We start from the raw sequence: 4353 nt of genomic DNA, 5'->3' as shown, positions 1-4353 counted from the left end.
CATGACTTCCGTATCCGGCCGATGCGCCTTTTCCGGATGGCGCACGCGCTTGGCGTCGGGATTGATCGTGTCGAGAATGCTCACCATCCGATTTGCCTATCCGTCACTCTATCGTTGCCAGCTCCGCACCGAGCGCGACCACCGCGCCTTGTGCGGCCTTGATGGAAATGCGACCGGCCTTCGGCGCCAGCACCCGGGTTTCCATCTTCATTGCCTCGATCACGGCGACCGCCTCGCCTTCGGCAACGTGCGCGCCATCTTCGACGTTCCATTTTTGCAGGGTGCCGGGGATCGGCGCCGTCAGCGCATTGCTGTTTGCACTGGCGGATACAGGGCCTGACGTCGTTCTTGGAACCGCAGCGCCCGAAAGCAGCCCAGCCGGAAGGGCGAACGCATGGCGTTTGCCGTCGATCTCGATGAAGCTTCGCAGCAGCCCGCCTTCCACCGGATCAACTCGCGGAGCCGGCTCGACTCCACGGAACTCTGTCTCGATCCAGTTGGTGAAGACTTTGAACCCATCCTCGCCGGTGAAGGCCGGCTCCTCCAGCACGGCCCGGTGGAACGGCAGCACGGAGGCGACGCCTTCGATCTTGAACTCGGCAAGTGCCCGGCGGGCGCGGATCAACGCTTCCTCGCGGGTCGCGCCGGTAACGATCAGTTTGGCCATCATCGAGTCATAAAGGCCGGGAATTTCGGAGCCGGCTTCGACGCCACTGTCGAGCCGGATGCCAGGACCGGACGGAGCGCGAAAACCCGTGATCAACCCCGGTGTCGGCAGAAACCCACGGCCCGGATCCTCGGCATTGATGCGGAACTCGAAGGCATGGCCGCGTGGGCCAGGTGTCTGCGTGACCGACAGCGGCAGCCCATCGGCGATGCGCAGCTGCTCAATGACAATATCGACACCAGTCGTTTCCTCCGTCACCGGATGTTCGACCTGCAGGCGAGTATTGACCTCGAGGAAGGAAATGACGCCATTCTGCGACAGAAGGAACTCAACCGTACCGGCGCCGGTATAGCCGGCCGAGGCGCAGATCGCCCTGGCGGCATCGTGAATGCGGCTGCGCTGCTCCTCGGAGATGAACGGTGCCGGCGCCTCTTCGACCAGCTTTTGATTGCGCCGCTGCAGCGAGCAATCGCGAGTGCCGAGCACCACCGTATTGCCGTGGCTGTCGGCGATGATCTGCGCCTCGATATGGCGTGGTTTTTCCAGGAATTGCTCGGCATAACATTCACCGCGCCCGAAGGCTTCCTTCGCCTCGCGCACGGCGGATTCGAAGAATTCGCCGACATCCTCAATGCGATGAACGACCTTCATGCCGCGGCCACCGCCACCGAAGGCAGCCTTGATCGCCAGCGGCAAACCGGCTTGCCGGGCAAAGGCGATAGCTTCCTCGGCGGTGGCCAGAGGACCGTCCGATCCTTTGACAAGAGGCGCCCCGACCTTTTCGGCGATCCGTCGTGCTTCCACCTTGTCGCCAAGCGCCGTGATCACCTCAGGTTTGGGACCGACCCAGATGAGGCCGGCATCAATGACGGCGCTGGCGAATTCGGCACGCTCGGACAAGAATCCGTAACCGGGATGGACCGCATCGGCGCCGGCCCGTCGCGCGATTTCCAGGATCTTTCCGATATTCAGATAGGTGTCGACCGGGCGACCGGCGCCCAGGCAATAGGCTTCGTCGGCAAGGTCGACATGGAGCGAGGCAGCATCGGCATCCGAGTAGATCGCGACCGAGGCGACGCCATAATCGCGCGCGGCGCGGCTGATGCGGATGGCGATTTCGCCGCGATTGGCAATGAGCAATTTTTTCATCGGTTGATTTCCCTGACGAGCGCATCGAATGCGGCGACGACATTGAAGCGGATGTTGGCGCCGATCGGGATCTGGCCGGCGAGATCAAGGTGGTGGCTGGCCACGACACCGATCACCGGGTAGCCGCCAGTCAACGGATGATCGGCCAGGAAGAGCACCGGTTGCCCGCTGTGCGGCACCTGGATTGCCCCAAGGGGGGTGTCCTCCGACGGCAATTCGGCGGCATCCTTCCGCTCCCGCGGCTCGGCTCCGGCGAGCCGCATGCCGACGCGGCTCGATTCAGCTGTCACCTGCCACATTTGCGTTGTGAGTGTCTCGATACCCTTTGCTGTGAACCAGTCGGTTCGCGGGCCAAGGACAACGTCAAGAGTCACGGTATCTCCGGCTCTGGGCAGCGCTCGTGTGTCGTGCCGGAAGGGATCGACGGCAGAGACGGGTGTGTTGGCCGGCACCAGGACATCGCCTGCCGTAACCGGTGCCGGCCCGACTTTTGCCAAGGTGTCGGTGGCAGCCGAGCCGAGAATGGGTTCGACAGCGAAACCGCCGCGCAACGCTATGTAGCTGCGCATGCCTTCCGTGGGAAAGCCGAGCGTCAGTTCGTCGCCGGCATCGAGCGCGAAGGGCTGAGCGAAGGGTGCGGCGACGGAACGACCGTCTTCGGTCGATATATCAAGCGGCGCAGGTGCACCGGTCACGGCGAGCGTGACCGGTCGATCGACTTTGAGGGCGAAGCCGCCGAAAGCAATTTCCAAGACAGCTGCATTGCGCGGATTGCCGACATACCGATTGGCCTCCATCAGGCAAGCACGGTCGAGCGCGCCGGATTCCGATACGCCTTGGTCACTGCTGCCGGACCGACCGAGATCCTGAAACAGCGCGGGTCGATCGGCGCGGGTGACGAAAAGCCCTGCCGCGGGTTGCACGGCTTCAGGCTCCGGTACAGCGGCAGCTGCAACCAGGGCGCCTTTTGCGATTTCACGAAAGTGGACGCGGTCGCCCGGGGCCAGAAGTGCGGCGCGCGGTCGTTTGATGTCCCACATCTTCAATGGGGTTGTGCCGATGAGCTGCCAGCCGCCTGGACTGTCCGAGGGATAGACGCCGCCGAATTTGCCGCCGAGCGCCACGGAACCCGCAGGAATGCGCACGCGCGGGCTCTTGCGGCGTGGCAGGTCGAAGTCCGGATCGTCCGAGGTCATATAGGCAAAGCCGGGAGCAAAACCGGTGAAGGCAACCGTATAGGTGGCTTCCGTGTGGCGGCGGATGACGTCATCGACCGACCAGCCGAGGATTTCAGCTACTTCGGCAAGGTCCTCGCCGTCATAGCGGACCGGGATCTCGATCGTCTCGCCCTGGCGAGCGCTGCGATGACCGAGATCAAGCGCGCATATATGCGCGCAAAGCCGTGCCCGATCCGTCACATGCGGATCGAAGCGGAGCATCACCGTTCGGGCGGCAGGCACCAGTTCGACGACCCCCTCCGGCCGATCGGCCAGAAGGCGATCGAGCAGCGTCAGCGTCTTTTCCAGACCGTCGAGTTCGACGAGAAAGGCATGGCTGCCGGCGGGCAGAAATCGCAGCTTGTCAGTCATGGTCGACATCCGTGAAAGGCTTGAGGCCGACGCCATTGCTCATCAATGCTTCGCGCAATCTCTGAGCGATGGCGACGGCCGCCGGAGTATCGCCATGGACACAGATCGATTGCGCTTCGAGCCTTACGTCCGTGCCATCAATCGCCGTGATGCGACCGTCCGCCACAAGCCGCAGCATCCGCTTGGCGATGATTTCCGGGTCGTGGACGATCGAGCCCGGCAAGCGGCGGCTGACGAGGCTGCCATCGGCGTTATAGGCCCGATCGGCGAAGGCCTCGCAGATAACCGTCAGCCCGGCCGCACGCGCCTGCTCGACGATGGGCGCCCCGGAAAGCGCCAGCAAGGCGAGCGAGGGATCGACCGCCTTGATACCGGTGCTGACATCGTAGGCTTGTCGGGCATCAGTGGCAATTGTGTTGTACAGTGCGCCATGCGGCTTCACATAGCGCACCCGGGTGCCTGCGGCTATTGCCAGAGCCTGCAAAGCGCCGATCTGGTAGATGGTATCACCGACGAGTTCGGCGCTGGACGGATCCATGTTGCGGCGACCAAACCCGACGAGATCGCGGTAACTGATATGGGCTCCGACCGAGACGCCGCGTTTTGTCGCTTCCTTCAAAACGGACAGGATGCCAGCCGGGTCACCGGCATGGAAGCCGCAGGCAATGTTGGCGCTGGTGACGATCGACAGCATCGAAACATCGTCACCCATTGCCCATGCACCGAAGCTTTCGCCGAGATCGCTGTTGAGGTCGATGTTTGCCATGTTTTCTGCCCTATCAGTTGCCGCTTTGCGGCTGCCGTGAAGTTTCGCGACGTCCACATCATCGGATTGGTCCGGTCCGGTCATGTCCATAGACGTTGCTCTGCCGCAGTCTTTTCACGCTCTTGCTTGTTTTGATCGCCTGTATTGATCGATGACGACGGCAAGGACGATGATGGTTCCCT

The 4353-nt window shown here is 62.8% G+C and carries 3 protein-coding genes; all 3 read right to left on the bottom strand.

Features of this window, described 5'->3' with window-relative positions:
- Positions 1-103: 103 nt before the first annotated feature.
- From CO671_RS32875 to CO671_RS32865, 3 genes are read right to left on the bottom strand one after another with little or no spacing between them, the layout of a single operon-like run.
- Complete coding sequence (locus CO671_RS32875; RefSeq protein WP_097609222.1) at positions 104-1816, bottom strand: biotin carboxylase N-terminal domain-containing protein; 1713 nt, start codon at positions 1814-1816, stop codon at positions 104-106.
- Positions 1813-3405: an urea amidolyase family protein gene (locus tag CO671_RS32870; protein WP_097609228.1), complete on the bottom strand. Its 1593-nt coding sequence runs from the start codon at positions 3403-3405 to the stop codon at positions 1813-1815. The genes CO671_RS32875 and CO671_RS32870 overlap by 4 nt, the downstream gene beginning before the upstream one ends.
- Complete coding sequence (locus CO671_RS32865) at positions 3398-4171, bottom strand: 5-oxoprolinase subunit PxpA (protein ID WP_097609225.1); 774 nt, start codon at positions 4169-4171, stop codon at positions 3398-3400. Before CO671_RS32865 ends, CO671_RS32870 begins: the two co-directional genes overlap by 8 nt.
- Positions 4172-4353 lie beyond the last annotated feature (182 nt).

Origin of the sequence: Rhizobium sp. M10, assembly GCF_002531955.1 — a bacterium.
Lineage (GTDB): Bacteria > Pseudomonadota > Alphaproteobacteria > Rhizobiales > Rhizobiaceae > Rhizobium > Rhizobium etli_C.
This window is presented reverse-complemented; position numbering and strand designations above follow the sequence as displayed.

Bases quoted from the DNA above. Each gene is read 5' to 3' on its own strand.
- CO671_RS32875 (WP_097609222.1), bottom strand. From the start codon at position 1,816: ATGAAAAAATTGCTCATTGCCAATCGCGGCGAAATCGCCATCCGCATC.
- CO671_RS32870 (WP_097609228.1), bottom strand. From the start codon at position 3,405: ATGACTGACAAGCTGCGATTTCTGCCCGCCGGCAGCCATGCCTTTCTC.
- CO671_RS32865 (WP_097609225.1), bottom strand. From the start codon at position 4,171: ATGGCAAACATCGACCTCAACAGCGATCTCGGCGAAAGCTTCGGTGCA.